Origin of the sequence: Chelativorans petroleitrophicus, from assembly GCF_025398195.1 — a bacterium.
In the GTDB taxonomy this organism is placed as follows: domain Bacteria; phylum Pseudomonadota; class Alphaproteobacteria; order Rhizobiales; family Rhizobiaceae; genus Chelativorans; species Chelativorans petroleitrophicus.
In genome coordinates, this window is the sequence record NZ_JAODNV010000014.1 from 1 (window position 1) to 25,742 (window position 25,742).

The 25,742-nt window shown below is 64.0% G+C and carries 23 protein-coding genes; 9 read left to right on the top strand and 14 right to left on the bottom strand.

Features of this window, described 5'->3' with window-relative positions; genetic code table 11:
- Window positions 1–211 precede the first annotated feature (211 nt).
- Window positions 212–1,165 (top strand): Gfo/Idh/MocA family protein, encoded by a 954-nt coding sequence (locus NYR54_RS13355; protein ID WP_261516189.1) that lies wholly within the window; start codon window positions 212–214, stop codon window positions 1,163–1,165.
- A 99-nt stretch (window positions 1,166–1,264) separates the two neighbouring features.
- On the opposite strand, the gene mnmA is transcribed toward NYR54_RS13355, so the two are convergent.
- The gene (mnmA, locus tag NYR54_RS13360; protein WP_261516190.1) at window positions 1,265–2,443 is read right to left on the bottom strand and encodes a tRNA 2-thiouridine(34) synthase MnmA; all 1,179 of its coding nucleotides are present in this window, start codon (window positions 2,441–2,443) and stop codon (window positions 1,265–1,267) included.
- A gap of 231 nt (window positions 2,444–2,674) precedes the next feature.
- On the opposite strand from mnmA, the gene sciP reads away from it, so the two are divergent.
- Both sciP and NYR54_RS13370 read left to right on the top strand, forming a co-directional pair.
- A complete protein-coding gene (sciP, locus tag NYR54_RS13365) occupies window positions 2,675–2,950 on the top strand; it encodes a CtrA inhibitor SciP (RefSeq protein WP_261516191.1) in 276 nt (91 codons plus the stop codon).
- Window positions 2,951–3,114: 164 nt separating this feature from the next.
- Window positions 3,115–3,699, top strand: coding sequence for a LysE family translocator (locus NYR54_RS13370; RefSeq protein ID WP_279327536.1), 585 nt, complete (start codon window positions 3,115–3,117; stop codon window positions 3,697–3,699).
- Between the two features lie 54 nt (window positions 3,700–3,753).
- On the opposite strand, the gene NYR54_RS13375 is transcribed toward NYR54_RS13370, so the two are convergent.
- On the bottom strand, window positions 3,754–5,088 hold the full coding sequence (locus tag NYR54_RS13375) for an NAD(P)H-dependent oxidoreductase (protein ID WP_261516193.1): 1,335 nt from the start codon (window positions 5,086–5,088) through the stop codon (window positions 3,754–3,756).
- A gap of 161 nt (window positions 5,089–5,249) precedes the next feature.
- Window positions 5,250–7,505: a DNA topoisomerase IV subunit A gene (parC, locus tag NYR54_RS13380; protein ID WP_261516194.1), complete on the bottom strand. Its 2,256-nt coding sequence runs from the start codon at window positions 7,503–7,505 to the stop codon at window positions 5,250–5,252.
- A 223-nt stretch (window positions 7,506–7,728) separates the two neighbouring features.
- Between parC and NYR54_RS13385 the strand changes: the two genes are divergently transcribed.
- Window positions 7,729–8,886 (top strand): hypothetical protein, encoded by a 1,158-nt coding sequence (locus NYR54_RS13385; RefSeq protein ID WP_261516195.1) that lies wholly within the window; start codon window positions 7,729–7,731, stop codon window positions 8,884–8,886.
- A gap of 24 nt (window positions 8,887–8,910) precedes the next feature.
- Window positions 8,911–9,222, top strand: a complete 312-nt coding sequence (locus tag NYR54_RS13390) for a hypothetical protein (RefSeq protein ID WP_261516196.1) — start codon at window positions 8,911–8,913, stop codon at window positions 9,220–9,222.
- Here NYR54_RS13390 and NYR54_RS13395 read toward each other — a convergent pair.
- Window positions 9,212–9,859, bottom strand: a complete 648-nt coding sequence (locus NYR54_RS13395; RefSeq protein ID WP_261516197.1) for a pyroglutamyl-peptidase I — start codon at window positions 9,857–9,859, stop codon at window positions 9,212–9,214. The two genes, NYR54_RS13390 and NYR54_RS13395, sit on opposite strands and share 11 nt — an antisense overlap.
- 4 nt (window positions 9,860–9,863) lie before the next feature.
- Window positions 9,864–11,648 carry an aspartate--tRNA ligase gene (aspS, locus tag NYR54_RS13400; RefSeq protein WP_261516198.1) on the bottom strand — a complete coding sequence of 595 codons (1,785 nt, stop codon included), beginning with the start codon at window positions 11,646–11,648 and terminating at the stop codon, window positions 9,864–9,866.
- 152 nt (window positions 11,649–11,800) lie between these two features.
- Here aspS and rnd point away from each other — a divergent pair, with 152 nt between their 5' ends.
- Window positions 11,801–12,979, top strand: coding sequence for a ribonuclease D (gene rnd / locus NYR54_RS13405; protein ID WP_261516199.1), 1,179 nt, complete (start codon window positions 11,801–11,803; stop codon window positions 12,977–12,979).
- Between the two features lie 48 nt (window positions 12,980–13,027).
- Here rnd and ppx read toward each other — a convergent pair whose 3' ends face one another.
- Together ppx and NYR54_RS13415 are read right to left on the bottom strand one after the other, a co-directional pair.
- A complete protein-coding gene (gene ppx / locus NYR54_RS13410) occupies window positions 13,028–14,548 on the bottom strand; it encodes an exopolyphosphatase (protein ID WP_261516200.1) in 1,521 nt (506 codons plus the stop codon).
- 4 nt (window positions 14,549–14,552) lie between these two features.
- Complete coding sequence (locus NYR54_RS13415; protein ID WP_261516201.1) at window positions 14,553–16,754, bottom strand: RNA degradosome polyphosphate kinase; 2,202 nt, start codon at window positions 16,752–16,754, stop codon at window positions 14,553–14,555.
- A 131-nt stretch (window positions 16,755–16,885) separates the two neighbouring features.
- On the opposite strand from NYR54_RS13415, the gene NYR54_RS13420 reads away from it, so the two are divergent.
- The 3 genes from NYR54_RS13420 to glpK all read left to right on the top strand — a co-directional run bounded on the left by NYR54_RS13420 (window position 16,886) and on the right by glpK (window position 19,960).
- Window positions 16,886–17,131: a zinc-finger domain-containing protein gene (locus tag NYR54_RS13420; protein ID WP_261516202.1), complete on the top strand. Its 246-nt coding sequence runs from the start codon at window positions 16,886–16,888 to the stop codon at window positions 17,129–17,131.
- A 15-nt stretch (window positions 17,132–17,146) separates the two neighbouring features.
- Window positions 17,147–18,361 carry an FAD-dependent monooxygenase gene (locus tag NYR54_RS13425; RefSeq protein ID WP_261516203.1) on the top strand — a complete coding sequence of 405 codons (1,215 nt, stop codon included), beginning with the start codon at window positions 17,147–17,149 and terminating at the stop codon, window positions 18,359–18,361.
- A 105-nt stretch (window positions 18,362–18,466) separates the two neighbouring features.
- Window positions 18,467–19,960 carry a glycerol kinase GlpK gene (glpK, locus tag NYR54_RS13430; RefSeq protein ID WP_261516204.1) on the top strand — a complete coding sequence of 498 codons (1,494 nt, stop codon included), beginning with the start codon at window positions 18,467–18,469 and terminating at the stop codon, window positions 19,958–19,960.
- 36 nt (window positions 19,961–19,996) lie between these two features.
- On the opposite strand, the gene NYR54_RS13435 is transcribed toward glpK, so the two are convergent.
- The 7 genes from NYR54_RS13435 to NYR54_RS13465 form a co-directional block, all read right to left on the bottom strand.
- The gene (locus tag NYR54_RS13435; RefSeq protein WP_261516206.1) at window positions 19,997–20,476 is read right to left on the bottom strand and encodes a VOC family protein; all 480 of its coding nucleotides are present in this window, start codon (window positions 20,474–20,476) and stop codon (window positions 19,997–19,999) included.
- 128 nt (window positions 20,477–20,604) lie between these two features.
- Window positions 20,605–21,492, bottom strand: a complete 888-nt coding sequence (locus tag NYR54_RS13440; protein WP_261516207.1) for an amidohydrolase family protein — start codon at window positions 21,490–21,492, stop codon at window positions 20,605–20,607.
- A 14-nt stretch (window positions 21,493–21,506) separates the two neighbouring features.
- Entirely contained in the window at window positions 21,507–22,514 is a 1,008-nt protein-coding gene (locus tag NYR54_RS19290; RefSeq protein ID WP_341484308.1) for a xanthine dehydrogenase family protein molybdopterin-binding subunit, read from the bottom strand.
- 3 nt (window positions 22,515–22,517) lie between these two features.
- Entirely contained in the window at window positions 22,518–23,885 is a 1,368-nt protein-coding gene (locus tag NYR54_RS19295) for a xanthine dehydrogenase family protein molybdopterin-binding subunit (protein WP_341484309.1), read from the bottom strand.
- Between the two features lie 10 nt (window positions 23,886–23,895).
- The gene (locus NYR54_RS13455; RefSeq protein ID WP_261516208.1) at window positions 23,896–24,375 is read right to left on the bottom strand and encodes a (2Fe-2S)-binding protein; all 480 of its coding nucleotides are present in this window, start codon (window positions 24,373–24,375) and stop codon (window positions 23,896–23,898) included.
- Window positions 24,376–24,415: 40 nt separating this feature from the next.
- The gene (locus tag NYR54_RS13460; RefSeq protein ID WP_261516209.1) at window positions 24,416–25,213 is read right to left on the bottom strand and encodes an FAD binding domain-containing protein; all 798 of its coding nucleotides are present in this window, start codon (window positions 25,211–25,213) and stop codon (window positions 24,416–24,418) included.
- Between the two features lie 9 nt (window positions 25,214–25,222).
- Window positions 25,223–25,666, bottom strand: coding sequence for an SRPBCC family protein (locus NYR54_RS13465; RefSeq protein WP_261516210.1), 444 nt, complete (start codon window positions 25,664–25,666; stop codon window positions 25,223–25,225).
- Window positions 25,667–25,742 lie beyond the last annotated feature (76 nt).

Consider the following 25,742-nt stretch of genomic DNA (forward strand, 5'->3'; position numbering starts at 1 on the left):
CTACGCGGCTCTGGAAACTGAAGCCATGGCCGCGTAACTAAACCAAATCAGCCTCCGGCAAACCCGGCGCGGTTCAGTATGAGCGTGTTCAGAATCGCTATCGGCGTTCAGAGAGATATCGCTATGAACGGGTTCAGAGAGTTTGAGAGAGCGGACTTGAGTTGCGGCCTTCGCGCCGATATGTGTCGCAGGTCAATCAAGTGAAGACTGAATGAAGCCGCGTATCGCTGTCCTGGGATGTGGGTATTGGGGGTCGAACCACATCCGCACGCTCAAATCGCTCGGCGCGCTCAGCGCCGTGTCGGATGCGAACCGCGCTCGCGCGGAGGGTTTCGCCAGCGAGCATGACTGCCGCGTGGTCGACCCCGACGATCTGTTCGAGGATGACGAGATCGACGCGATCGTCCTGGCGCTGCCGCCGCAGTTTCACGCCGAATATTCCATCAGAGCCGTGCAGGCGGGCAAGCATGTGCTGGTGGAGAAACCCGTGGCGCTAAACGTCGCCGATGCCGAAAGGGCGGTGCAAGCGGCCAAGGATGCAGGCCGGCTCTACATGGTGGGCCATGTGCTGCGCTTCCATCCCGCCTTCGAGAAGCTGAAGGCGCTGATTGACGCCAACGAGCTGGGCGAGGTGCGATACATCCATTCCCACCGGCTCGGTCTCGGCAAGTTCCACACCGAGAACGATGCGCTGTGGGACCTGGCGCCGCACGATCTTTCCATGATTCTCGCGATCACCGGCACCGCCCCGGTGGAAGTGCGCGGCGAAGGGGCGGCGCTGCTCGACCATCTGAGCGACTTCGCCCATCTGCACATGCGGTTTGCGAACGGGCTGAGGAGCCATCTGTTCGCCTCGCGCCTCAATCCCTATCGCGAGCGTCGCCTCACGGTCGTGGGCAACAAGGCCATGGCCGTCTTTGACGACGTGGAGCCGTGGGAACGCAAGCTGGCGGTCTATCGCCACGCCGTGTGGCGGGACAGCGGCCAGTGGGCCTTCACCGCCAACGAGCCGACCTATGTGAGCGTGGAGGAAGGCATGCCGCTCACGCGGGAGCTCGAGCATTTCCTCGAATGCGTGCAGAACGGAAGCGAGCCCCGCACCTCGGGCGAAGAGGCGATAGAGGTATTGCGCATCCTCACCGCCGGCACGGTGACGCACGACTGAGGCGCCGGCGCATCAATTCCGCACCGAGCTGCCGCTGCGGAATCCAAGCTTTTGATTTTCGGCAGTTCCAGGGCGGAAAGCCGTACCTACTTTTCCTGCCTAAGCTGCCGGCCGGCCTTCGAGACGCGCGAGCTGGGCCTCCGCCTGCGCGCCGCGCTGCGAGCGCTCGATGAAGCCGCCGCCAAGAACGCGCGCCTCGTCGCCGTCGTCATCATAGAGCACGCAGGCCTGACCGGGCGCGACACCCGCTTCCCCTTCGTGAAGGTCGACGAAAACCGTGCCACCGTCATTATGAAGGGTGGCGGGCACAGGCGGCCGGGTGGAGCGCACCTTAGCGAAAACCTCCATGCCTTCGGCCGGAAGGTCCAAAAGAGGCTCATCGCCCAGCCAGTTTACCTGGCGCAGGAAGACCCGGCGCGTCTCCAGTGCCGAACGCGGCCCCACCACAACCCGCGCCCGCTCCGCGTCGAGATGCACCACGTAAAGCGGCTCCCCGGTCGCGATGCGCAGGCCGCGGCGCTGTCCGATCGTATAATGCAGGATGCCCTCATGCCGGCCGAGCACGCGGCCGTCTATATGCACGATGTCGCCCGGCGTGGCCGCCTCGGGCCTCAGCTTGGCGATCACGTCGGAATACCGCCCCTGAGGGACGAAGCAGATGTCCTGGCTGTCGTGCTTGGCCGCGACCGACAGGCCCATCTCCTCGGCGATCTTGCGCACTTCAGGCTTCGACATGCCGCCCAGCGGAAAGCGCAGATAGTCGATCTGCTCCTGCGTGGTGGCAAAGAGGAAATAGCTCTGGTCCCGGTCTGTATCGACGGGCCGGTAAAGCGCCCGGTGCGCGCCATTCGGCCGCGAGCGGACGTAATGGCCGGTGGCGAGCGCATCGGCCTCAAGCTCGCGCGCCGTCTCCAGAAGGTCCGAGAACTTCACGGTCTGATTGCATGCCACGCAGGGGATGGGCGTCTGGCCGGCCACATAGCTTTCGGCAAAAGGATCGATGACGGCCTTGCGGAACCGCTCCTCGTAATCGAGCACGTAATGCGCAATGCCCAGCGTCTCGGCGACGCGGCGCGCATCGTCGATATCCTGGCCGGCGCAACAGGAACCGGCGCGGTGCACCGCCGCACCATGATCGTAGAGCTGCAGGGTGACCCCGATCACCTGATAGCCTTCGCGGGCCAGAAGCCCGGCCACGACGGAGGAATCCACGCCTCCCGACATGGCCACGACCACGCGCGTATCCTCGGGGCGACGGGGCAGGTCCAGGCTGTTCATCGCTTTCGCTTCCATTTCAATGCGCGCTACATGGCAACGCTCTGCCCTCAGGTCAACCCGGCGGCCGCGCGAACCGAGCCGAGCTTTAAGGCCAGTTTGAATCAATTTCGAGGCCAATCCCTAACGCCGGATTCATTTCTGTTACGCTAGTCTTACCGGGCGTTTAGGCAAATCTTAAAGCTGCGGCGCTATCGTCGCGGCGATTGGGTCTGGTGAAGTATAGAGAGTACGATGACCGATCTCGTGCGCCCGCGCGTCAAATATGTCATCGGGCCGGATGGCAGCCCGCTGACGGTTGCCGATCTGCCTCCCTCCAACACGCGCCGCTGGGTCATCCGGCGCAAGGCGGAAGTTGTGGCCGCCGTGCGCGGCGGGCTGCTGAGCCTGGAGGAAGCCTGTCAGCGCTATCGCCTCACCGTGGAGGAGTTCCTGTCCTGGCAGGCCTCTATCGACGAATACGGACTTCAGGGTCTCAGAACCACACGCATCCAGCAATATCGTCACTGAGCCTCTGGCCGCAGCCAGACTGGTTCAACGGTTTCCTCTTGCTGGCATCCCGGCCGGTATGATGGAATGTGCGCATTCTTCATGCGTTTCATCCATCACATCCGGAGATCCTCTCCGTGCCGGACACCATCAGTCTGATCGCCTTCGCTCTGGTGGCGCTGGGAATGGTGCTCACGCCCGGCCCGAACATGATCTATCTGATCTCCCGGTCGATTACGCAGGGGCCTAAGGCGGGGTTCATCTCGCTCGCCGGAGTGGCGACGGGCTTCGTCTTCTACATGCTCGCGGCCGCCTTCGGAATCACGGCACTTCTTCTGGCGGTGCCCTTTGCCTATGACGTCCTCAGGCTTGCGGGCGCGGCCTATCTCCTGTGGCTTGCCTGGCAGGCGGTCAGGCCCGGCGGGCGCTCGCCCTTCGAGGTGAAGGAGCTGCCCAGGGACAGGCCGAAGAAGCTGTTCCTGATGGGCCTTCTCACCAACCTGCTCAACCCCAAGATCGCGATGGTCTATCTCTCCCTGCTGCCGCAGTTCGTCGATCCCTCACGCGGCAGCGTGCTTACCCAATCCATCGTTCTTGGCTCCACGCAGATTGCCATCAGCGTCACCGTCAATGCCGCGATCGCGCTCGCCGCGGGCGGCATCTCGCTGTTCCTGGCCCGCAATCCGTTCTGGCTGCTCGTGCAGCGCTGGCTGATGGGTACTGTGCTTGCCGGTCTGGCGGTCAGGATGGCGATGGAATCCAGGCGCTGAGCGCAGTGCGCCAAGGAAGGCGAAGCGCCGCGCCGCCGCACCCGCGGTACGGGCTCACGTCGGATTTGCCGTGCCACCAAAAACGAGCGCGTCCTGCCGGGCGCGCAGCTCTGCGATGCGCGAGCCGGGAGGCGGAGCGGCGTTGTCGTATGTGATCAGCATGCCCTTGGCGATCGGCCGGGTCACCGTGCCGCCCTGCAGCAGCCCGCAGGGGATTGCCCGGGCCGCACGCGCATCCTCCACCTGCATGATCCAGGCGCGGTAGCAATATTCGCCCATGGCATCGAGCGTGTCGCCCGGTTTCAGATCTTTCTTGGCCACCGCGCAAACATCCGCCACGGGTCTTGAAAGCGGCACCATATCGGCCTTTCCGTAAAGCACGGCGCGCGCACAGGTGAGCGGCACCTCCAGCGAGGTCAGGTGATACGGCCGATGGAAAGTGAAATAGGGCCCCTTCCCCATTTTCAGGTCTTCCATGCGCTCGGTGATCCGCGGATGCGACATGTCGGCGATGACGAAGACGCCTGGGGCCACCCCCTTGCCGATGGAGTAATCGACAACGCCGATGCGGCCGAGCACCCCGCCATCCTTTTCGGGGATCAGCGTGGAGGAAAGCTGATCCAGTGTGGCCGCGGGGCCGTGCATGCCCGGCTTGTCCGGCACGAGCCCGGTGGCGTTTGCGATCGCCGCCATCTCCACCATGGTCTTCGAGCCGTCCACAAACTCGACCAGCATGCGCGGGTTCATGTTGCGGCGGCGTGCCTCCTCCTCGTAGAGGTCGGGCGTGGCGTCCACATTGAGCGGGTTGTTCTTTCCCTTGCCGGCGGCCACGATCGGGTGCCCCATGGCCGAGACGAATTCGATCAGTTCCATGCAGGCGGAGGGTTCGTCGCCCGCACCCAGCGAATAGACGACGCCCAGCCGCTCGGCCTCGCTCTTGAGATATGCGCCGATGGTGACGTCCGCCTCGACATTCATCATGACGAGGTGCTTCCCGTGCTCCATGGCGCGAAGACCGATCTCCGCGCCGACTGCAGGCACGCCCGTGGCATCGATCACCACGTCGATCAGGCCGCTTTCGATGAGAAGGCCGGCATCCTCTGTCACGGCGATCCTGCCCGACTCCATGGCCTGCGTGACCGCCGCGGCGCTGCCTGCCTGCCGCGCATGTCCCGGCTCGCCATAGGCGATCTCGACCGCCTTCAGGGCGGCCTCGGGCTTGATCTCCGCGATGCCGCCCACCACGATCCCGCGCATATGCGTCACGCGCGTGACGATATCGGTGCCCATCTCGCCCGAACCGATGAGCCCGATGCGTATCGGCTTGCCGGAAGCCTCGCGCTCTGCGAGATCGCGTGCGAGCCCGATCAGGGCAACATTCGTGGCCATTCGATACTCCTGAGACTTAGCCCAAGCTTAAGCCGGTTTTTAAAACATGTCCCACGGTTTTGCGCCAGGACGCCGCCGTAGGTAAAGGAAATCCCGGAGCTTCCGTGAGTTGTAGACGGAGCGCCTGTCCGGATGCGCCTGATGAAGGCTTGCCCCCGACGTCAGGCCGAGAACTTGCCCGACCTCGGGAAGCCCTTAGGGGCCATGCGCCCGGCGGCCGCGCGGTCACCCATCCACTCCAGAAGATCCTCGCGCGAGCGGGTAAAGGTCCGTTCGGCGGAATCTTGCCAGGTGAGCCCATCAGCCAGCGCAAAGGTTTTGATGTCGGCGATGCCGCCATCGCGGTAGCGCTGCAGGCGCACCCCCTTGCCGCGCACCATTTCCGGAACCTGCGCCAGCGGGAAGACTAGCAGCTTGCGGTTTTCGCCAACCACGGCAACGTGATCCCCGGTGACGGGCATGCAGAGCCGCGCCTCGTCCGGCGCCTTGACGTTCATGATCTGCTTGCCCTTGCGGGTGTTGGCCACCACGTCCTTCTCCGGCACGACGAAGCCGTTGCCGGCATAGGAGGCGAGTAGCAGCTTGCGCTCGGGGTCGTGGGCGAAGGCGGTCACGATCGCCTGGTCGTTTTCCATATCGATCATGATGCGCACCGGCTCGCCGTGGCCGCGCCCGCCGGGCAGCCGGTCCGCCCCCAGCGTGTAGAACTTGCCGCCGGTGGTGAACAGCAGGATCTTGTCGGTCGTCTGCGCATGGAAGGAGAGCTTGAGCGAGTCGCCCTCCTTGAACGACACGCCCGAAAGGTCCGAGATGTGCCCCTTCATCGCCCGGATCCAGCCCTTCTCGGACAGGATGACGGTGATCGGCTCGCGCTCGATCATCGCCTGCTGCACGTCCTCCAGATCGTGCGCGGGGGCCTCGCCGAAGGTGGTGCGGCGGCGGCCGAGCACCGGGTTCTTCTCCGGATCGAAGGTCTGGCGCACCTTGGCCACTTCCCAGCGCACCGTCTTCCACTGGCGCTCCTCGGAAGCGAGCAGGGCCTCGATCTGGGTCTTTTCCTCCGAAAGTTTCTCGAACTCGGTGCGGATTTCGAATTCTTCCAGCTTGCGCAAGGCGCGCAGGCGCATGTTGAGGATCGCTTCCGCCTGCGTGTCCGTCAGGTTGAAGCGAGCCATCATCACGGGCTTCGGCTCATCCTCCTCGCGGATGATGCGGATGACCTCATCGATGTTGAGATAGGCGATGAGATAGCCGGCGAGGATTTCAAGCCGTTTCTCGATCTCAGCCAGGCGGTGGCGGGAGCGGCGGAGAAGCACCTCCCGCCGATGGTCGAGCCATTCGCGCAGGACCTGCCTGAGCGACAGGACGCCTGGCACGCGCCCGCGCGACAGCACGTTCATGTTGAGCGGGAAGCGCGTCTCCAGATCCGTAAGGCGGAAGAGCGATTCCATCAAAAGCTCGGGCTCGACCGTGCGGCTCTTGGGCACCAGCACGATGCGGATGTCCTCCGCGCTCTCGTCGCGCACATCCTCCAGAAGCGGCAGCTTGCGCGAAAGGATGAGCTCGGCGATCTTCTCGATCAGCTTCGACTTCTGGATACCGTAAGGAATTTCGGTGACGACGGCATTCCACATGCCGCGGCCCTGATCTTCCTTATGCCAGCGCGCGCGCAGCCGGAAGCCGCCGCGGCCTGTCTCATAGGCCTCGCGAATCGAAGCCTTGTCCTCGACAATGATGCCGCCGGTCGGGAAATCCGGCCCTTTGACGAAATCGAGCAGCCGCTCAACGGGCGTTTCCGGATCGTCGATCAGGGCCAGTGCGGCGTCGCAAACCTCCGCCGCATTGTGCGGCGGGATGGAGGTCGCCATGCCGACGGCGATGCCGGAGGAGCCGTTGCAGAGGAGGTTCGGGAAGGCGCCGGGGAGAACGACCGGCTCCTCGTCCTCCTCGTTGTAGGTGGGACGAAAGTCGACAGCATCCTCGGTGATGCCGGCGAGAAGCTCGACCGCCACCTCCGTCATACGCGCCTCGGTGTAGCGCATGGCGGCGGCGTTGTCGCCGTCGATGTTGCCGAAGTTTCCCTGTCCATCCACCAGCGGATAGCGCATGGCGAAGGGCTGTGCGAGGCGCACCAGCGCATCGTAGATGGACTGGTCGCCATGGGGATGGAACTTACCCATCACGTCGCCCACGATGCGGGCGCATTTGGCAAAGCCCTGGTCCGGGTTGAGCCGCAGGAGCCGCATGGTGTGCATGATGCGCCGGTGCACTGGCTTCAGCCCATCGCGCACATCGGGCAAGGCCCGGTGCATGATGGTAGACAGCGCGTAGGCGAGGTAGCGCTCCTCGAGCGCCTTTTTCAGATCAACCGGCGCAGCGGACTCACCACTGCCAGGCGGAAGAAGCTCTTTTCCCATGCTTCCGGGTTAGCGGAGGAGGCGATTCGCGGCAAGTGCGCCGTGCATTCGCACTGCAATGCAAGCGTCAAATGCATGACGAGAGAGCGCGTGTAAGCAAGCCGATCGCTGCAAGTGAATTTGACAGCCGGAACGGCGGTAGCCATCTTCGAAGGAACTAGGAAGAACCAGTCACGTCTCTGAGACCAGGATTTTGCTCTTTCTCTTGTCCGGGATTCATCACATGAATAGCCATCCGAAGCGCCTTGTTCCCATTCTGCTCGCCGGTCTCATGGCGGGCATGCCCAACGCCTTCGCCCTGGAAGCAGGCGCCGTGGGCGCGCGCCTGAAGGAGGTGCTGTCAAGGCAGAAGATCGAGCTTGACTACGACAGCGCCACGCTGGAGGGCAGCGATGTCACGCTCGAGGGCGTTACGCTCAAAAGCGCGGAAGCCGGGGAGAGCCTTCCGCTCGGCACGCTGGTTCTGGAAGATGTGCGTGAGCGCGAGGACGGCAGCTATCGCATCGAGACAGTGGAGCTGGAAAGCTTCAAACATCAGAAAGACGGCATCACGGTCTCCATGACCGATCTTGCCGTTTCCGGCCTTGTGCTGCCACCGGACGTTAGCGACGATCCCTTCGGCGGATTCCTGCGTTTCGACAGGATGGAAGCGGCCCGGCTCGACGTTACGAACGCAGATGGACCGATTGCCACGGCCGAAAATCTCTACAGCAATTCAGCTGTTTCAGCAGACAAGCAGACCATCGACATGAACGGCGCCATCGGGTCGTTCTGGCTCGATCTGGGCGTCATGCTCGAAGGCGAAAAGGCGCTCAGGACTGTGGAGGCACTCGGCTATCAGGAAGTCACCGGTAGTGCCGTTATGGAGGGAAACTGGCGGGCATCCGATGGCCGCGTGACGCTGTCGCGCTACGAGGCCGCCATAGATAGCGCAGGCACGCTGATCTTGATGCTCGATCTGGCGGGTTACACGCCGGAATTCTTCCGACAGTTGGAAGAGAGCGGTGATGATCCGATGCGGGGCATGGCCATGCTTGGCATGCAGCAACTCACCTTTCACGGCGCGTCGGTCCGCTTCGTGGATGACGGGCTGGCGGAAAAGGGGCTGGCACACGCCGCACAGGAACAGGGCAGCAGCCCGGAGGATATCGTTTCTCAGGTGAAAGCGGCCATCCCGCAGCAGCTGTCGTCCTTCCTGGGTGACGAGCTTGCAGGCCAGATCGCGGAAGCGGTAGGGACATTTCTGGAAAGCCCCGGCAGCATCGAGATCAGCGCGAAGCCTGCGAGCCCCCTGCCCTTCGCCATACTGATGGGAGCAGCGATGGTTTCGCCCGAGATGCTGGCGAAGCAGATCGGGCTTAGCGTGGTGGCCAACGAATAGGCGGAAGCGGCCGATGGCTTCGCCATGACGAGCGCCATCTACCGGGTCTTTCGCGAAGCCATTCTCCGGCGCCAGCAGGTGGCGTTCGTCTATCGCGGGCGGGACCGCAAGGTCTGCCCGCACATTCTCGGCCACACGGAAGGAAAGGAGAAAGTGCTCGCCTTTCAGTTCGGCGGAGAAAGCACGTCGCGGCCTATCGGCAAGGGCGAGTGGCGCTGCTTCTTTCTGGCGGAGGTGCACAATGCCCGCCGTTATGATGGCCCGTGGCATACCGGCGGAAGCCACAAGGCGAGGCAATCCTGCGTCGAAGAGGTGGACATAGACGTCAATCGCTGAGAACCGCCTGCCGAGACCAGGCGCGACAGCAGACATCCACTATGGTGCTTGCGGCGGAGGCCATTTTCTCGATGCCGAGCACGGCAGACGGCGGCATGTGGATGAAGCCCGACATGGACGGCGCGAAACCCGTGCAGAAATGCGCTCCTGACAGATAGAACAGGTAGTTGCAGAGATAGGCTCCGGCATCGTCGGAGAAGCCAACGGGCAGCCCTTCGGCCTGAAGGGCATCGGAAATTTCCTCGAGTGGCAGCGAGGAGTCAACGTCACCCGCATCCGCGCGGATATGCCTGCTTTGAGGTATGTGGCCGGTATCGTCCGGCTTGCCCTCGGCGATGACGTTCCGTGCCTTTCGCTCAAGCTGGATGCCGGTGGCCCTGAGGCTCAGCCCGAAATGAATAGCGATGTCCGGCCCGAACCCGGTTCCGATATCTTCAAGGCGGCCCGGCAGCGCGCGGTAATCGACCGGGAAGACCTCCGTGCGGAGATCGCACAGGTGAGCAAAACGCTCTTTCTGCGCCGCAAGCTCCTCCACCAGGGCTTCGGTGGGATTGACCGGCACACCGGGAAAGGGGCCGAAGCCCGTCACGAGCAGGCGCGGGCGGCGCGGCCGGAACGCATCCGGGCCGGCCGCCACGGCATCACTCCTTGATGGGCGCCAGCCGCAGATGCAGCTCGCGAAGCTGCTGCGGCGTGGCTTCGGAGGGCGCGCCCATCAAGAGGTCCACGGCCTGCTGGTTCATGGGGAACATGGTCACTTCGCGCAGGTTCTTCGCGCCCACCAAGAGCATCACGATGCGGTCGATGCCCGCAGCCATGCCGCCATGGGGCGGCGCGCCATACTGGAAGGCGCGGTAGAGGCCGCCAAAGCGCTCCTCCACATCCTTCTGGCTGAAGCCGACAATCTCGAACGCCTTCACCATCACGTCCGGCAGGTGGTTGCGGATGCCGCCGGAGGCGATCTCGTAGCCATTGCAGACGAGATCGTACTGGAAGGCCTTGATTGACAGCGGCTCCTCGCTCTCCAGCGCCTTGAGGCCGCCCTGCGGCATGGTGAAGGGGTTGTGGCCGAACTCGATCTTCTTCTCGTCCTCGTTCCACTCATAGAACGGAAAATCGACGATCCAGGCGAGTTCGAAGCGGTCGCGATCAACGAGGTTCAGCTCCTCGCCGACCCGCGTGCGGGCAGCACCGGCAAAGGCCGCGAATTTCTTCGGGTCGCCGGCAACGAAGAAGCAGGCATCGCCATCATCGAGGCCGAGTTGGGTGCGGATCGCCTCGGTGCGCTCCGGGCCGATGTTCTTGGCGATGGGGCCCGCGCCTTCCAGCGCGCCTCCCTCGCTGCGCCAGAAGATGTAGCCGAGGCCCGGCTGGCCCTCCCCCTGCGCCCAGGAGTTCATGCGGTCGCAGAAGGCTCTGGAGCCGCCCGTCTTGGCCGGTATTGCCCAGACCTCGGCGTTCGGGTCATTGGCCAGAATGTTGGCGAAGACCTTGAAGCCCGAGCCGCGGAAGTGCTCCGACACGTCCTCCATGACGATGGGGTTGCGCAGGTCCGGCTTGTCGGAGCCGTATTTGCGCATTGCCTCGTCATAGGGGATGCGCGGGAAGATCTGCGTGACCGGCTTGCCGCCGGCGAAAGTCTCGAAGATGGAGCGCATGACGGGCTCCATGGTGGAGAACACGTCCTCCTGCTCCACGAAGCTCATCTCCAGGTCGAGCTGGTAGAACTCGCCGGGCAGCCGGTCGGCGCGCGGGTCCTCGTCGCGGAAGCAGGGCGCGATTTGGAAATAGCGGTCGAAGCCCGCGACCATGATGAGCTGCTTGTACATCTGCGGCGCCTGCGGCAGGGCATAGAACTTGCCCGGATGCAGGCGCGAGGGCACGAGGAAGTCGCGCGCGCCCTCGGGCGAGGAAGCCGTCAGGATGGGCGTCGAAAACTCCGTGAAGCCTGCTTCCGTCATGCGCCTGCGCATTTCAGCGATGATCCTCGTGCGCGCGACAATGTTCTTGTGCAGCGTCTCGCGGCGCAGGTCGAGGAAACGGTATCTGAGGCGGATGTCCTCCGGATAGTCAGGCTCGCCGAAGACAGGCAGCGGCAGTTCCTTGGCCCGGGAAAGCACTTCGATCTCGCGCGCGAAAACCTCGACCTCGCCGGTGGGAAGATTCGGGTTCACCGTATCTTCCGTACGCGCCTTCACCTCGCCGTCCACGCGGATCACCCATTCGCCGCGCACGCTTTCCGCCGTCGCGAAAGCGGGCGAATCCGGATCGGCGACGATTTGGGTGATGCCGTAATGGTCGCGCAGGTCGATGAAAAGCAGGCCCCCATGGTCGCGCACGCGGTGGACCCAGCCGGAAAGACGGACCGTCTGGCCGACATCGGATTTTCTCAGTTCTGCGCAGGTGTGGCTGCGATAGCGGTGCATCGACTGTCTTCCGTATCCAGAAAGGTGAAGGCCCGAAAACCGGCGCGAAAAGCGCATGACCACCCGGTTTTGTCAAGGCAGGGCAGGCTGCGAAGGGCGCGCGGCAGATTCATATTCTTCACATTTCGGCTGCCAGCGCCTAAGAATGGCACATGGAACTGATCAAAACGCCCTCACAGCTGGAAAAGGCAGTCGCCGCCCTCGAGCAATCCGATTTCATCACGATCGACACCGAATTCATCCGTGAGACCACCTTCTGGCCCGAGCTCTGCCTGATCCAGATGGCCGCGCCCGGTGTGACTGCGCTGGTGGACCCGCTGGCCGAGGGCATGGACCTTGAGCCCTTCTTCCGCCTCATGGCGAACGAACGGGTGATCAAGGTCTTTCATGCGGCCAGGCAGGATATCGAGATCATCTATCATCGCGGCGGGCTGATCCCTCACCCCATCTTCGATACGCAGGTGGCAGCGATGGTGTGCGGGTTCGGCGACAGCGTCTCCTACGAGCAGCTCGTCTTCCGCATCACCGGAGAGCATATCGACAAGGCGTCCCGCTTCACGGATTGGCGACACCGCCCGCTTTCGGAAAAGCAGCTTCGCTATGCGATCGCCGATGTCACGCACCTCATTCCCGTCTTCCAGAACCTCCGCGCCCAACTCGAAAGAGAAGGCCGCGCGCACTGGCTGAAAGAGGAAATGGACGTGCTCACGGCGCGCGAGACCTATGACGTGCATCCGGAAGATGCTTGGAAGCGGCTCAAGCTGCGCGTCCGCAAGCCGGTGGAACTGGCGGTGCTTCAGCGGGTGGCAGCCTGGCGCGAGCGCGAAGCGCGGGAGCGCAACGTGCCGCGCGGCCGGGTGCTCAAGGACGACGCGATCTATGAGATCGCGCAGCAGCAGCCGCGCGACGCGGAGGCTCTGGGGCGGCTAAGAAGCATGCCCAAGGGCTGGGAACGCTCGGCCGCCGCAAGCGGGCTGCTCAAGGCGGTGAACGAAGCGCTCGCCCTTCCGAAGGACGAGTTGCCCAAACTGCCCAAACCGCAGCACGCGCCGGAGGGCGCCGCCGCGGCCGCCGAACTGATCAAGGTGCTCCTGAAGCTTGTCGCGGAACGGGAAGGCGTGGCACCGAAGATGCTCGCCTCATCCGACGATATCGACCGCATCACCGCCCAGGGCGAGAATGCCGCGGTGCCCGCGCTTTCGGGCTGGCGGCGCGAGGTCTTCGGCGAAGAGGCGCTGAAGCTCCTGCGCGGCGAGATCGCGCTGCGCTTCACCGGCCGGCGCGTCGAAACGTTCACGCTGGAAGAGCGCATCATAAGCGCTGCGGAATAACATTCCGCAATCCCGGAAGGAAAACGGGCAGCCGCTTTCCTGAAATCGCTACTCCGGCGCAACCTCGAGCGTCAGCTTCCGTCCCAGAAGCTTTGCCAGCTGCTTCATGCGGCCCTGCGGGCGCTCGCCCATCAAGGCAGCATGGGAGCGTGGTACAAGCAAGACCAGCGAACCGTCCGGCCTCTTGTCCCATTTCAGTTTCGGGATCACGCCCGGCATGGAGGCCGTCAGCAGATAGACGACCCGCATCAGCCCGCCCAGAATGCGCGCACGCTCCGCATAGAGCGGTGTGGCGAGTTCGCGCATCTTTGGCGACAGGGCATCGTCAAACAGGCCCTCGTGCCGGAAGAGGCTAGTGAGCGCGATGAAGGCGCGCCCCGGATGGTCGATGCCGATGAAGGAACCGTGCGCGATGACGTTGAGCGATTGCGTGCCACGGTATTCGGGATGCGCCCGCCAGCCGATGTCGGCCAGCAGGCAGGCCGCGCGGCGATAGCGCGCCTGGTCCTCCGTCTCCTCTATGCCGAGGACGGCGAATGCCTCGCCCGTCCATTCTGCAAGCTCTCGCACATGGGTGACGGACCGGGACCGCAATATCGCTAGTTCCTCCGCGGCCGATATTAACGGGTCGGTCTTACGCTCGGCTTCCGGCAGCAACGAGTAAAGATAGCCTTCACGCACGCCATTGGCCGAGATGACAAGCTTGGCCGGGCGGGCCGTGCGGATGATTTCGAGGAGGACTATGGCGCCATAGGGCAGAAGCGCCCGGCGGTTCTTCGATATGCGCTCGATCCCCTTCATCTTGCCGATGTCGCCGCTTGCCACCCGCTTCAGGAACGGAACGCATTGCGCCGGGTCCATCTCGTACTGGTGCATGACCTCCAGCGGGTAGCGCCGGGAGGCCATGTGCAGGCGGGCGAGATTTCGCCAGGTGCCGCCCACGCAGTAGAAGCTGCGGCCCCCGCACTGCCTGAGCCATGTGGCGCGGGCAAGCTCGGCGCTGACGATCCGAGACGCCGCTTCAAGGGAGCCGCTCGCGAGATCCTGCAGCTTCAGTCCGCCGAGGGGCAGTGTGATCCCCTCGCCCATTTCCTCGTCTTTGACGTCCACCAGCTCAAGGCTGCCGCCGCCGAGATCGCCCACGACCCCGTTGGCCTTGTGGATGGAGGAGATCACGCCGAGCGCGGAGTAATAGGCTTCCTGCCGGCCCGACAGCACGCGGATGGGCGTGCCGAGGATTTCCTCGGCACGCCTGATGAACTCGGGGCCGTTCTTTGCCTCGCGGGCGGCGGCGGTGGCGAGCACGTGCATGGACTCGGCCCCCGCCTGCTCGGAGAGCGCGCGGAAGCGGCGGAATTCCGCGACGGCCCGCTCGACGCCCTCCGGATCGAGCTCGCCCGTGGTCACGATGCCCCGGCCGAGACCGGCCAGCATCTTCTCGTTGAACAGGAAGGTCGGCGCGCGTGCAACGCCTTCGTAGATGACCAGCCGGATCGAGTTCGAGCCGATGTCGATGACGGAAACCGGCCGCCGGTCGCGGAGCCGTCCCTGGGAAGCCTCGATACTCACAGGATCAGCCGGCAGCCGCCTTCTTGCGCCGGCGGAAGGCGGCAATTCTCTTGGGCGCGTGAGATTTCAGTGCATCGCCGCGGCCGGAAAGGCTGGGATTGGTCATGAAATATTCCTGGGCGTTGAACGCTTCCTCTCCGTCCTCGGGCACAATGCGCCGCGACGTGCCGTCGGGCAATACTTCGAAACTCTGCTGATTGTCCATGAGATTTCCCAGCATGATCTGGCCCAGCACCTGCTCGTGCACGGTTGGATTGGTAATGGGCACCATGCATTCCACGCGCCGGTCGAGATTGCGCGGCATCATGTCGGCGGAAGAGATGTAGACGATCGCCTCGTCGGAGGGCAGGCCGTGGCCGTTGCCGAAGCAGTAGATGCGGCCATGTTCCAGGAAGCGGCCGACGATGGACTTCACGCGGATGTTTTCCGAAAGGCCCGGCACCCGCGGCCTCAGGCAGCAGATGCCCCGCACCACGAGGTCGATCTCCACGCCCGCGCGCCCCGCCTCGTAAAGCGCGTCGATGACTTCGGGATCGACAAGCGCGTTCATCTTCATCCAGATTTGCGCCGGACGGCCCGCCTTCGCATGTTCCATTTCATCGCGGATGTGACCCAGGATGCGGTTGCGCAGCGTGAAGGGCGAAACCGCGAGCTTCATGTTCACGTCCGGCTCGGCATAGCCGGTGATGAAGTTGAAGACCTTCGCCACGTCGTGCGCGATCGCCGGATCCACCGTGAAATAGGACAGATCGGTGTATATGCGGGCGGTGATCGGGTGGTAGTTGCCCGTGCCCAAGTGCACGTAGTTGCGCAGTTTTCCGTCCTCGCGGCGCACAACCAGCGACATCTTGGCATGCGTCTTCAGCTCCACGAAGCCGAACACCACCTGCACGCCCGCGCGTTCGAGGTCCCGCGCCCAGCGGATGTTGGCCTCCTCGTCGAAGCGCGCCTTCAGCTCGACCAGCGCCGTCACCGACTTTCCGGCCTCCGAGGCGTCGATGAGCGCGCGCACGATGGGGCTGTCGTTGGAGGTGCGGTAAAGCGTCTGCTTTATGGCGATCACATCCGGATCGTTCGCGGCCTGACGCAGGAACTGCACCACCACGTCGAAGCTCTCATAGGGATGGTGGACGATGATGTCCTTCTCACGGATGGCCGCGAAGCAATCACCCCCGTGATCGCGGATGCGCTCAGGGAAGCGGGGATTATAGGGCGGGAATTTCAGATCGTCGCGCGGCAGGTCCACGATCTCGGAAATCTGGCTGATGGCAAGCGGCCCGTCGAGCACGCTGATGCGCGAGCCCGACACGCCCAGCTCGAAGGCGACAAACTCGCGCAAGCTTTCGGGCATGGAGCTCTCGAACTCGATGCGGATGACCGACCCGCGGCGCCGCCGCTTGAGCGCGGATTCGAAGAAGCGGACGAGATCCTCCGCCTCCTCCTCCACCTCGATGTCGCTGTCCCGGATGATGCGGAAGGTGCCCGAGCCCACGACCTTGTAGCCGGGGAACAGCTTACCGATGAACATCTCCACCACGTCTTCCAGCGCGATGAAGCGCACCACCTTCAGCCTTTCCGGCAGCGCGACGAACCGCTGCAGCGTCACCGGCAGGCGCAGGAGCGCCGTCATGACCTCCTTGTTCGACAGGTGCTCGAGCGTCAGCGCGATCGAAAAGCCGAGATTCGGGATGAAGGGGAAAGGATGGGCCGGATCGATCGATAACGGCGTGAGCACCGGGTAGATGGATTCGAGGAAATGCTGCTCGACCCATTCCCTGTCGTCCTTCGACAGCGCATCCGGGCGCACGATCTCGATGCCTTCCTTCTTCAGCAGCTCGAGCAGGCGGGCAAGGCTCTCATGCTGTTCGACTTGGAGGCGGCTCACCTCGCGCAGCACCTGCTCAAGCTGCTCTTCCGGCGTGCGGCCATCGGCGCTGCGGGTCTTGATGCCTTCGCGCACCTGACCGGCAAGGCCGGCCACGCGAACCATGAAGAACTCGTCCAGATTGTCCGCCGAGATCGACAGGAAGCGCACGCGCTCAAGAAGCGGGTGGCAGGGGTTCTGCGACTCCTCCAGCACACGTCGGTTGAACTGAAGCCAGGAAAACTCCCTATTCACAAAGCGGTCGGGGCTGGTGAGCGCCACTTCGCCCGCCATACCCGACTGCGGTGTAAATTCGCTCTTGACCGGCTTCAGCTCATTCATGACCGAATGCTCGCGACAATCCACGCTAATATGTCGTGACACGGTTTTACGACAGTTTCATATCACAGGCTTGCAAAGAAGGTATTTATGCTCCAAACGCTGCGCAAACAGTGCATCGCGGGAGAGCAGAAATGGCGGGCCACGAAACACCCCATTTCCACAACACGGACGGCCATCGCTCGATCGAAATCGGCGTGCGGGAATTCATGTGTATGGGTGCGCTGCCGCCTTTCGACCATCCGCATGTTTTCCTCGACATGGGCGATGACGAGGAGCGCATCTGTCCCTACTGCTCGACGCTGTATCGCTACAATCCGAAGCTGAAGCCCGACCAGACGGTACCTGAAGGCTGTCTCGCGCAGGAGGACATCGCGTAGGGCGGCGCCTGCGCGATGGCCGGCGATAGGATCGCCGTCGCCGGTGCGGGGATCGCCGGCCTGACGGCCGCACTGGCGCTCGCCCGAAAGGGCTTCTCCGTCACGATATTCGAGCGGGCCGAACGGCTGGAGGAGATCGGTGCCGGCCTGCAGCTCTCACCCAACGCCACCCGCATCCTGCGCTCGCTGGGCGTACTGGACCGGCTGGAGAAGGATGCCGTAAAGCCCGAAGCTGTGGTTCTGAAGGACGCGGCAAGCCTCTCAATCCTTGCTCGCGTTCCACTTTCACAAACCGCCGCAAGCCGCTGGGGTGACTCCTATATCGTCGCACACCGCGCCGATCTTCAGAAGGCGCTGCTTTCCAGCATAACCGATGAGCCTTCTATCACCCTCAAGACGGGCGTTGAGGTGCACGGCGTCACTTTCGGGTCCGGTGTGGCCGTCCGCATCAAGGAGGGCGGGCACGAACACGAGGTGCCGTGCCGCCTTCTCATCGGCGCGGACGGCGTCTGGTCGGGCCTGAGGCCTTTGGCAGGCGGCGGCCTCAGCCGCTTTACCGGCCATGTGGCCTTTCGGACGGTTCTGCGCGGAGACGCCGCCGGAAGGATCGGCGGAGACATTCTGTCCCGGAAAACTGTCACCGCCTTTCTGGCTCCGGGCTTCCATCTTGTGGCCTATCCGCTGCGGGCGGGCGCGGAGATCAATCTCGTCGCGGTGACGAAGGGGCCGGACATCCCGCGCGGCTGGGCGGGCAAAGCCGATACGGCCCTGCTCCTGAAACAGGCGGAGAGCGGAGCCCCTGCCCTTGCCGCCCTTTTGCGCGAGGCCACCCCGTGGACGGCATGGTCCGTGCACGCGGTGAGCCGCAACAGCCCATGGATTCATCCGGGCGGGCTGGCTCTGGTGGGCGACGCCGCCCACGCCGTGACACCCTATGCCGCGCAGGGGGCAGCCATGGCGATTGAGGACGCCGCCGCCCTTGCCGCCCTTGCCGCGCGCGAGAACGATATGGCGGCGATGCTGCGCAGCTTCGAGCGCATCCGCAAGCCGCGTGTTGAGCGGGTTGCCGCGCGAGGCGATTTCAACCGCATGGTCTGGCACGCCGCAGGCCCACTCGCATTCGCCCGCAACCTCGTTCTGCGGCTGAAAAGCAGCGAAAGCCTCGCCTCGGACCTCGACTGGCTCTACGGCTACGACGCCGAGGCGACCGTAGAGCACGCTCGTACCTGAGGGTGGCGAGCATGCCTTCACCCGGGGATTTCGGGCGAATGGAGGCTGCCGGCCGTGACCCGCTCACGGCAGCTGAATAGAATTGCACCGATTCGGGAGGGCAGTATGACCGGCTACATACTTGCGATCGATCAGGGCACCACGTCGAGCCGTGCCATTATCTTTGATCGCCAGATGAAGATCGTCGCCATCGGGCAGAAGGAGTTCACCCAGCACTATCCAGCTTCGGGCTGGGTCGAGCACGATCCTGAAGAAATCTGGAAAAGCGTCGTCTCCACCATCCGCGCGGCGCTCAGGAAGGCCAAGCTTTCTGCTTCGGATATAGCGGCCATAGGCATCACCAACCAGCGCGAAACCGTGGTCATCTGGGAAAAGGACACGGGAAAGCCGATCCACAACGCCATCGTCTGGCAGGACCGGCGCACGGCGCCCCTCTGCGCGCGGCTCAAGAAAGAGGGGCTGGAGCCGAAATTCACCCGCAAGACCGGGCTGCTGCTCGACCCCTATTTCTCCGGCACGAAATTCGCGTGGCTGCTCGATCATGTGAAGGGCGCGCGGCGCCGCGCCGAGAAGGGCGAGCTCCTGGCCGGAACCATCGACACCTTCCTCATCTGGCGGCTGACGGGCGGCAAGGCTCATGTCACCGACGCCACGAACGCTTCGCGCACCCTGCTCTACAATATCGAGAAGAACGCGTGGGATGCGGAGCTTCTGAAGATCCTCGACGTTCCCGAAGCCCTCCTGCCGGAGGTGAAGGACTGCGCCGCCGATTTCGGCGTGACCGAAAAGCGGCTTTTCGGAACCGAAATCCCCATCCTGGGCGTGGCGGGAGACCAGCAGGCAGCCACCATAGGCCAGGCCTGTTTCGAGCCGGGCATGGTTAAATCCACCTACGGCACTGGATGCTTCGCCGTGCTGAACACCGGCGGGAAGCTGGTCCGCTCCAGGAACAGGCTCCTTTCCACCATCGCCTACCGGCTGGATGGCAAGACGACCTACGCGCTGGAAGGGTCGATCTTCGTCGCCGGAGCGGCGGTGCAATGGCTGCGCGACGGCCTGCGCATCATCAGCAAGGCCGCCGAAAGCGGCACGCTTGCAGCAAGCGCGGACGACAGCCAGCAGGTCTATCTGGTGCCGGCCTTTGTGGGCCTCGGCGCCCCGCATTGGGACGCAGAGGCACGCGGCGCCATTTACGGGCTGACCCGGAATTCAGGCCCGGCGGAATTCGCCCGCGCCGCGCTCGAATCCGTGGCCTATCAGACCTACGACCTTCTCGTGGCGATGGAGAAGGACTGCCGGGGTGCCTTTGAAAGCACCGTGCTGCGTGTTGACGGCGGCATGGTCGCGTCCGACTGGACGATGCAGTGCCTTGCGGACATTCTCAACGCGCCTATTGACCGCCCGACCATTCTGGAGACAACCGCGCTCGGCGCGGCATGGCTTGCCGGATCAAGAGCGGGCGTGTGGCCTGGCCAGGCCGAATTTGCCAAGGCCTGGGCGCTTGAGCGCCGCTTCGAGCCACAGATGGACGCCAGGCTGCGAAAAGCCAGGCTCGCGGGCTGGGCAGACGCAGTCCGGCGCACGCTCTCCCGGCAATAGGGCCTATCGCGGCGGTAGGGGGAGTAAGGCCGTCCTTCAGGAAGCCTCGCCTCTTGCCGCGGCCTCAAGACCTGCAATGTCGAGCTTTATCATCTTCAGCATGGCCTCCGTCACGCGCTTGGCCTTCTCGGCATCCGGGTCGTTCATCAGTTCGCCAAGCCGCTTCGGAACGATCTGCCAGCAGAGGCCCCAGCGGTCGCGGAGCCAGCCGCATTGCTCGACCGAACCGCCTTCCTTCAGCGCATCCCAGAGCCGGTCGATCTCCTCCTGCGTTTCGCATTCGACCATGATCGAGAAGCTGTGGTTGAAGGGATCTAACGGCCCTGCCTCGATCGCCATGTAGTTCTGGTCGCCGAGGGTGAAGCCCATGATCTTGACGCTGCCGGGAGGACCGCTCGGGGTTTCAGCCGGGACCGCTGACGCCCAGTCCACCGATGAACCGGGAATGAGAGAAGTGTAGAAGCGGACCGCCGCTTCCATGTCCTTTTCGAACCATAAGTGCTGTATGACCTTCATCGACGCCTCCATTTGGCCGGCCATCCGGCCGAAGACCCCACGAGGGGTCTTTCTAAGGACGAATGGAGAGAGACATTCCCGACTGGACGATGGTTTTCAAACCGAAGCGACGATCGGACCGTCGCCGTCTAGACCGGCCGATAGACCCGCTGGGCCGTGTTCCGGAAAATGTTCTGCCGATCCGCCTCGGAAAGGGAGGCCGTGGCGTCGCGATAGGCGGTCATCATCGTCAGGTGGTCGGTCCACAGCTTCTCGATGGGAAAATTGGATCCGAACATCAGCCTGTCGCTGCCGAAAATTTCCACCGCCCGGCCGATGACGAATGCGATCAGCTCCGGGTCGTTCCGGTGCACGAAGGTGCCGAGCCCGGACAGCTTTGCGAAGAGGTTGGGCAGCTCGGAGAGGATGCGCAACCCCTCCTCCCAGGCGGCAACGGTTTCGGCCGCCATGTCCGTCAACATGCCGCAATGCGTGAGGATAAAGGCGGTTTCCGGGTTTTCGCGCACCAGTTCCGCCCCGTCGCGCATCTGCGCAGGGAAAAGCTGGAGATCGAAGGAGAAGCCGTAATCCTTGAGCCGGGCGACGTTGGCGCGCACCCTTGGCTCGATCACCTGCCGGGGTGACGGCGCGAAGCGGTACTCGGGAACCTCATGCCAATGGAGCTGCATGCGCACGCCGCGCACCAGCGGATAGCGCTTGAGCCGGTCCAGTTGCGGGCGCACATCCTCGGCGGTCACGTCCGCATAGCCGACGATGGCATGGGGCCAGCCCGTCTCCTCCGCCGTTCTCTGGACCCAGGCAACCTCGTCCTCGAAACGCTCCTTGGCCCAATTGGTCTGCACATAGACTGCCTTCGCGACGCCGGACGCCTTCTGGTCGTCCAGAAATTCCTCGATCGGGTAATCCCGCCGGATCGGCTCGTAGGGGCCGAAGATGCGCGGCACCATCGGGCCGTTGAGCCAGGGAAGGTCGGCCTGCCGCCAAATGTGGAAATGGGCGTCGATCACATCCTGCATCAGAAATGCCCCGCTCAGGCCGCAGCCTGCTGCGCGCGCAACGCTCTCAACACGCGCTCCGGCGTGATCGGCAGCGTGTCCACGCGCACACCGACGGCGTCGTAGATGGCGTTCGCAATGGCCGGGATTTGCGGATTGGCGCACATCTCGCCCGGCCCCTTGGCGCCGAACGGTCCGTCGCCGGACGGCCGTTCGAGCACGACGATCTCGGTTTCGGCAATGTCGCCCGGGCCGGGCATGAGATATTCGTTGAAGTCGCGCGCGCCATGATCGCGTACGGGATAATAGGGCTCAGTCGTCTCGTAGAGCGCGTGGCTCATTCCCATCCACGATCCGCCGATGAGCTGCTGCTCGACCATCTTCGGGTTTAGCGCGCGACCGATCTCGAAGACGTTCTTTATGGAAAGCACGCGGACTTCGCCGGTCTCGTCGTCCACCTCCACCTCGGCCACCGTGCAGGCATGTGCATAGCAGGTCGAGGGTTTCATCGCCCCGGTCTCCGTCTCAGGATAGGAGCGGGGGACAAGGAACATGCCGCGGCCGGAAATGGAACGACCGTGCTTGAAATGCGCTGCAAGCGCGGTCTCAAAGATGGAGATCGAGAGCGACGGGGCGCCCTTTACATGGATGTTGCCCTTGCCATCCGTCTCGAGATCGGCGGCATCGGCCTCCAGTTCTTCTGCGGCCACCTCCAGCATGACCTGGCGCGCCTCCTGAGCGGCGCGGATAACGGCGTTCCCCACGCGGTGCGTGCCGCGCGAGGCGAAGGTGCCCATGCAGTGCGGCCCGGTGTCGGTGTCCGCCGTGTCGACCGTGACCCATTCGGTGGGCACGCCGATGGTTTCGGCGCATATCTGCGCGATCACCTGCCTCAGCCCCTGCCCGAGATCGACGCTCGAAAGCGTGACCATGAAGTTGCCGGTGGGGGTGGAGTGGACCAGAGCCTGGGTGGGGTCTCCGCCCAAATTCATGCCGGTGGGATAGTTGATCGCCGCCACGCCGCGACCGCGTTTCCAAGCCATGTCTCAGCCCTCCCTCACCCGCGACGACATCGCCATGAAACGCTCGTCCACCGGCCAATCCGCCACGATCGAGGCTTCCTGCATGCATTCGATGAGAGCAGCCCCTTCGGTCGGCTGCCGGTGGGCTTTCATGTCGCCGTCCCGATAAGCGTTGATGAAGCGGAATTCGAGCGGGTCCATCCCGATGAGCCGGGCGAGCTTGTCCATCTGCACTTCGAGTGCGAAATCCGCGATGGTCACACCGAAACCGCGCATCGCGCTGGAAGGCGTGCGGTTGGTGTAGACGCAGTAGCTGTCGATCCACACATTCGGGATCGTGTAAGGCCCCGGGAAATGCGCCGCCGCCTTCTGCGCGCCGTAGGGCGAATGGCGGGAATAGGCGCCGGCATCGACATAGGCTGTGACCTTGCGCGCAACGATGCGCCCGTCGCGCATCACGCCATCCTTGATGACGATCTTCTCGGCCGCGCGCGGCGAGGAAATCTGCATCTCCTCCTCCCGCGTGTAGATGAAGGAGACCGGGCGGCCGGTGAGTTTGGCCGCAAGAATGGCAATCGGCTCGACGATGACGTCCACCTTGCCGCCGAAGCCGCCGCCGACGGTGCCGCCCACCATGTGCAGCCGGTGACCGGGCATCTGCAGGATGATGGATGCGTTGTCGAGCGTAAAGAACATCGCCTGTGTGTTGGTGTAGCAGGTAAAGCGGCCGTTCGCCTCCGGCACCACGATGCAGCCGGTGGTCTCGACGGGCGCATGCTCGATGGGGCTCGATTGATACGTCTCTTCGAGGATGTGATCGGCGGCGGCAAAGCCCTCCTCGACGTCGCCGAAGCGGATCTTGCGGCATTCGCCGCTGTCGTAGAGGTAGTAGTTGCGGCCGTGATGCTCGTTGACGATCGGGGCGTCGGGCTTCAGCGCATCCTCGATGCTGAGAACGGGTTCAAGCACCTCATATTCGACCTTGACCTTGGCCGCGGCCTCCTGTGCGGCGCGCTCGGTCTCGGCAAGCACCGCCACCACAGCCTCGCCCTTCCAGCGCACCTTGTCTTCCGCGAGCACATGCTCATCTTCCGGCCCGACCTGGATGAGGATGAGAATCGTGTAGAGATTCTGCGGCACGTCCTTGGCCGTTAGAATGCGCACGACGCCCGGATGCTTCTCCGCTTCGCTGGTATCGATGCTCAGAATGCGGGCGTGGTGGTGCGGGCTGCGCACCATCTTGAGATACAGCATTCCGGGAAAGGTGCGGTCTGCGAAATAGACTGTACGGCCGGTGACATGGCCGCGCAGATCGGTACGCGGGAGCGGCTGGCCGATCTCGGAGAAATCGTCGTTGCGTTCGTCCGCGAAATAGGTCTTGGCGAGCTTCATTCCTGCCTCCTCACGCCGCCACCGAATTGGAGCGCGCCGCCGCAAGCACCGCCCGGATGATCGGCTCATAGCCCGTGCAGCGGCAGATATTGCCGGAGATGGCCTCGATCACGTCCTCGCGGCTGGGATTGGGATTGCGCTCAAGCAGGACCGTAGCTGCCATGATCATGCCCGGTGTGCAGAAGCCGCATTGCGCGGCGAACTCCTCCTCGAAGGCACGCTGCAGAGGATGAAGCACGTCGCCGGAGGACAGGCCCGCAGCGGTACGGACGTCCTTTCCATTGCTGGTCTCCGCCAGCGTCAGGCAGGCAAGGGTCAGCTCCCCGTCCACAATCACTGAACAGGCGCCGCAACTGCCCTGGCGGCAGCCGGCCTTGGGTGAAGTATCCCCCATCTTGTCGCGCAACACGGAAAGCAGGGTGGAGCCGCTTTCCACAAACTCCGCCCTTTCGCTGCCGTTGAGCGTGAACTGTACTGCAATCTTCGCCATCGCCTCCTCCCAAAACCGATGGTTATGCGGCCTCGCCTCCTCAGCTCAGAAGCAGCCTGCCGAGATGCACCGGCAGAACCTCGCGCCGGTACCACGCGCTGGCGATCGCGTCCGTGGGCGGGTCCGTTCCCTCCAGCGCGACCGCAAGCGCATCGGCGACGCCTTCCCGAGTCCGCGGCCGTCCAGCAAGCGCAGCCTCGGCCGCGCGGGCACGAACCGGATGCGCGGCCATCGCGCCAAGCGCTATCCGGGCCGAGGCGATCACGCCCGCCTCCTCGCGCAGATCGGCGGCAATGGTCAGCACGGCAGCCCCCTTTGGATGAACGCGGCTGACCTTCAGGAAGCGGAAGCTTTCGGGCGACGGCAACGTGAACGCCACAGACGTCACGATGGCCGTGCCCTCCAGGCGGTCGCGCCTTTCGAAGAACGCATCGAGCGGGAGTTCCCCCTCCTCCGTCGAAACCACCGCGTCGAGCGCCAGAAGCGCGGCCGCAAAATCGCCATAGGGCGCGTGCGCGAACAGATTGCCGCCGACCGTGGCCATATTGCGCACGGCCGGGCCGCCCACAGCACGGGCCGCCGGGGCAAGAACCTGGAGCTCAGGATGGGCAAGGATCGCGCTCATGGTAACGGAAGCCCCGATCCGAGCCCGGCCATCCCTGACCTCGACCCCTGAAAGGGCGGGGTCCACCGCGCGCACGACGGTGGAGAAGGTCAAATCCCCTTCATTGGCAGCCCGCACCACCAGCGTGCCGCCGCCCATATAGCGGGACCCGGCAGTCTTGAGCGCGGACCGGGCTTCCGCCACCGTCGCACAGGTCTGAAGGGTCAGGCCCATCGCACCCTCCTATTTTTCTCCCGCGAAGAGCTTCTTCAGAGCATCGAAACCGCCCTGGAACACGTTCGCGCCCATGCCTTCGGCGATCTTGTCAGCTTCCTCGGGCGGGGCATCGAAGGTGGCGCTCCAGATGGCGAAGGTGCGGTCGCCGTCGGTGACCGGAATGAGCCTGAGCGTCGCCACGTGGTTCGTGATCGGTTGCGGCGTCTCCAGGATCGTATAGGTCACCGAATGGTCGTGATCGGAAAGGGCGAGCAGCTTCTCCCTCAGCGTGGCGCCGCTCACGATCTGGAACCGGCGCACGCAGCCGATCTCGCAGGACGGGCGGCCATCCTCGATCTCGCTTTTCACCATGCGCGGATGCCAGTCGGGCAGTGCGTTGAAATCGCGGATCACCGCCCAGACCTTTTCCACCGGCGCGTCTATAACGCTGGAGACAGTGACGCTCGCCATACCAGGCTCCCTCCCTGCGGATGCTCCTCGAGAACCCCTCTGCTTTTCGCGGAAATGCAGAAGGGATCGCCAAGTT

Coding starts and splice junctions, on each gene's coding strand:
- NYR54_RS13355 (WP_261516189.1), top strand. CDS start 212: ATGAAGCCGCGTATCGCTGTCCTGGGATGTGGGTATTGGGGGTCGAAC.
- mnmA (WP_261516190.1), bottom strand. CDS start 2,443: ATGAACAGCCTGGACCTGCCCCGTCGCCCCGAGGATACGCGCGTGGTC.
- sciP (WP_261516191.1), top strand. CDS start 2,675: ATGACCGATCTCGTGCGCCCGCGCGTCAAATATGTCATCGGGCCGGAT.
- NYR54_RS13370 (WP_279327536.1), top strand. CDS start 3,115: ATGGTGCTCACGCCCGGCCCGAACATGATCTATCTGATCTCCCGGTCG.
- NYR54_RS13375 (WP_261516193.1), bottom strand. CDS start 5,088: ATGGCCACGAATGTTGCCCTGATCGGGCTCGCACGCGATCTCGCAGAG.
- parC (WP_261516194.1), bottom strand. CDS start 7,505: ATGGGAAAAGAGCTTCTTCCGCCTGGCAGTGGTGAGTCCGCTGCGCCG.
- NYR54_RS13385 (WP_261516195.1), top strand. CDS start 7,729: ATGAATAGCCATCCGAAGCGCCTTGTTCCCATTCTGCTCGCCGGTCTC.
- NYR54_RS13390 (WP_261516196.1), top strand. CDS start 8,911: ATGACGAGCGCCATCTACCGGGTCTTTCGCGAAGCCATTCTCCGGCGC.
- aspS (WP_261516198.1), bottom strand. CDS start 11,648: ATGCACCGCTATCGCAGCCACACCTGCGCAGAACTGAGAAAATCCGAT.
- rnd (WP_261516199.1), top strand. CDS start 11,801: ATGGAACTGATCAAAACGCCCTCACAGCTGGAAAAGGCAGTCGCCGCC.
- NYR54_RS13415 (WP_261516201.1), bottom strand. CDS start 16,754: ATGAATGAGCTGAAGCCGGTCAAGAGCGAATTTACACCGCAGTCGGGT.
- NYR54_RS13420 (WP_261516202.1), top strand. CDS start 16,886: ATGGCGGGCCACGAAACACCCCATTTCCACAACACGGACGGCCATCGC.
- NYR54_RS13425 (WP_261516203.1), top strand. CDS start 17,147: ATGGCCGGCGATAGGATCGCCGTCGCCGGTGCGGGGATCGCCGGCCTG.
- glpK (WP_261516204.1), top strand. CDS start 18,467: ATGACCGGCTACATACTTGCGATCGATCAGGGCACCACGTCGAGCCGT.
- NYR54_RS13435 (WP_261516206.1), bottom strand. CDS start 20,476: ATGAAGGTCATACAGCACTTATGGTTCGAAAAGGACATGGAAGCGGCG.
- NYR54_RS13440 (WP_261516207.1), bottom strand. CDS start 21,492: ATGCAGGATGTGATCGACGCCCATTTCCACATTTGGCGGCAGGCCGAC.
- NYR54_RS19290 (WP_341484308.1), bottom strand. CDS start 22,514: ATGGCTTGGAAACGCGGTCGCGGCGTGGCGGCGATCAACTATCCCACC.
- NYR54_RS19295 (WP_341484309.1), bottom strand. CDS start 23,885: ATGAAGCTCGCCAAGACCTATTTCGCGGACGAACGCAACGACGATTTC.
- NYR54_RS13455 (WP_261516208.1), bottom strand. CDS start 24,375: ATGGCGAAGATTGCAGTACAGTTCACGCTCAACGGCAGCGAAAGGGCG.
- NYR54_RS13460 (WP_261516209.1), bottom strand. CDS start 25,213: ATGGGCCTGACCCTTCAGACCTGTGCGACGGTGGCGGAAGCCCGGTCC.
- NYR54_RS13465 (WP_261516210.1), bottom strand. CDS start 25,666: ATGGCGAGCGTCACTGTCTCCAGCGTTATAGACGCGCCGGTGGAAAAG.